This is a genomic window from Streptomyces sp. NPDC111802 (assembly GCF_055634335.1).
On sequence record NZ_JBVKCZ010000177.1, the window covers coordinates 1 to 2,516 of the forward strand.

The following is a 2,516-nucleotide window of genomic DNA, read 5'->3' on the forward strand; positions in this document are numbered from 1 at the left end:
GACGCGGCACTGCTTCTTCATCAGCTTGGCCATGAACCGCTTCGCGGCCTTCGCGTCCCGCTTCGACTGGACCAGAATGTCCAGCACCTGACCGTTACTACAGCCGGTGTTGTTACGGTGAGTGGTCTCGTTGGCGGTAGTGGCTGATGCGAGCTTGTGTCTGGTGTCGTCGGCGCCAGTGGTTCCAGTGCAGGGCGAGCCTGGTTCTGGTGGCGCGGGCGGGGGCCAGGATGATCCGGTCGTACATGCGGCGGATCTCGTTCAGGGACAGTGGGACGATGGTCTCCTCGTGCTCGTCGGTCGGGCCGGCGGGTTCAGGGGGTGGGGTGGTGGGGGCGTATGCGTCGGCTCCGCACGTCGGCAAGGAAAGCGAGGGCGAGCATGCACACGGTGGTCTGCCGGTACCAGGAGCACCACTTTCGGACCTCGTGCTGGTCGAAGCCGACCTCGTTCTTCGCCGCTTGAAAAGTCTCCTCGACCATCCACCGCTGGCCGGCGGCGGTCACCAGCTCGGCCAGGGCGGCGCCGGGGGCGTGGTGACACAGGAAGTAGGCGACCTCGCGGACGAGTTCGCCGTCCTTGTTCTTCTTGTTCGGCACTGTGGAGCGGCGGATCAGCAGGGTCCGCCGCAGTCCGGCGGGGGTGTCGGCCAGGTCGACGACGGCGAAGTCGTAGGCGCGCGGCCCCTTGGCGCCATCTGCGCACGAGCGGCGCTCCATCAACGCCTCGGGCACCCTCGCCCGCAGCTGCCGCGCCTCTTGGGTACGGCCGTCGGCCAGCGGCAGCACCTCGTTCTTCGGGATCGCCAGCACGTAGCGGACCTGGTGTTCCTCCAGCCAGGACCGCAGGGCCCGCGAGCCGCCGTAGAGCTCGTCGGCCAGGAAATAGGTGAAAGGCACTCCCGCGGCGAGGGCGCGTTCGACCATGCGCCGGGCCAGCTCCGGCTTGGTGACCACCGCGCGGGCCCGCTCCTCGGGCACCTGGGCCTCCTCGCAGCGGCGCCGGTGCTCCTCACCGCGGCCCGCCCACTGCTGCCCGGCATACAGCTCCCGGTCGATGATCGCCCGCCCGCGCGAAGATCCGTAGGACAGGTGCACGCTGACCTGGGCGTTCTCCACCTGTCCGGTGACACCGGTGTACTGCCGGGCCACCCCGGCGCTCTTGGTGCCCTTCTTAATGTCGCCGGTCTCGTCCGCGATCAGCACCGCGTCCTCGGCACGCAGCGAGTCCACCACGAACTCCCGCACCCGATCGCGTAGTTCGTCAGCGTCCCAGGCCGCACGGGCCAGGAAGTCCTGCAACCGGTCCGGCGAAGCATGCCCAGCCGCCTCCGCGACCTGCCACATGTTCTTGCGCGGCACATCCGACAGCAGTCCACGCACCATCGCCCGCCGATTCGCCCGCGAAGCCGGACGACGGAACACATCGTCCACCGACGCGCACAGCATCTCCAGATCCGCGTCCCAGCACCGGACCTCGTCCGCGGTCAGCTCGTCACGCCGGACCAGACCCGGCGGCAGCATCAGCCCCATACACCACCAACGAGTCTGATCATCATCACGTCACGTGAACAACCGGCTGTAGTACCGGTTGGGTCGGCATAGAGCTTTTCCATCGCCTGCCAGTACGCCCGGTACGCGGCAATCGCTTCCTTCTTCGTGGTCTCCTTCGGGTCGGCGGGGACAGACGTAGTCGGGGACCGCGAGACGCTCGGGGACTCGTCTGACACCTCATCCTTCTTTCCGTCGGATGAGCTGCACGCTGCCAGGGCGAGCGCAGTGCACAGTGTGACGGTGGCGGCAGCGACCTTGCGGAAGCGAAAAGCGGAATTCTGATGGGCGCGACGTTTCACAATGCCTCCCCGTACGGCGCTGACCTGACCGCTGAGTGAGCCGCCGACGGGCGGCACCAGCTCCGCAGCTTGATCCAGCTGCGGTGATGTGCGTGCCGGTCAGGTTACGCATATGCCAGTCAACTGCCCATGCTGATATTTGGGTTCACTCGTACAACTTGGGGCGTATCCGGTCACTTTCAGAATCGGATGTCGATTTGTAGTCGCTGAATTAGCAAGTTTCTTCCGCGAATTAGGGCGGCCGTCCGGTATTTGAGCGAGTGACAGTTGCCGGTCGGGCGACCATGTGTTGATCGCGCCTCCATTCCCAGCGGCACTTTCGCGGGCCGGGCCGGCCACGAAGAAGTGGTGAGTGACCATGGCCTTGCAGAGGGCGCCCGGGTGGAGCCAACGGCCCGTGCCACGCGCGGAGTGTCGACGTCGGCTTCCCGGCGGCAGAAGCCCAGTCCGCTCGGCACGGCGAGCGGACTGGGCCCGCCCTCCTATTCCAGGTCCTGCGCCCCCTGCTCCTGGACCCCAACCTGCGTCTAGCTCACCGGACATGTGCATCGCGCCATCATTCTCTGGTGACGGCAATGCCAGTGAATTAGCAGAACTCTGCTGGTCAGCAGCCCGCTGATGGTCGGTTTGGGCTGATTTCATCCTTGGTGACACTGGGTAGTTC

The 2,516-nt window shown here is 66.2% G+C and carries 1 protein-coding gene; it reads right to left on the bottom strand.

What is annotated here, in order from left to right:
• Window positions 1–314: 314 nt before the first annotated feature.
• Window positions 315–1,532, bottom strand: coding sequence for an IS701 family transposase (locus ACZ7NC_RS45145; RefSeq protein ID WP_471498160.1), 1,218 nt, complete (start codon window positions 1,530–1,532; stop codon window positions 315–317).
• Window positions 1,533–2,516 lie beyond the last annotated feature (984 nt).

Excerpts from the sequence above, each read along its gene's own strand:
- ACZ7NC_RS45145 (WP_471498160.1), bottom strand. The coding sequence starts at position 1,532 with ATGGGGCTGATGCTGCCGCCGGGTCTGGTCCGGCGTGACGAGCTGACC.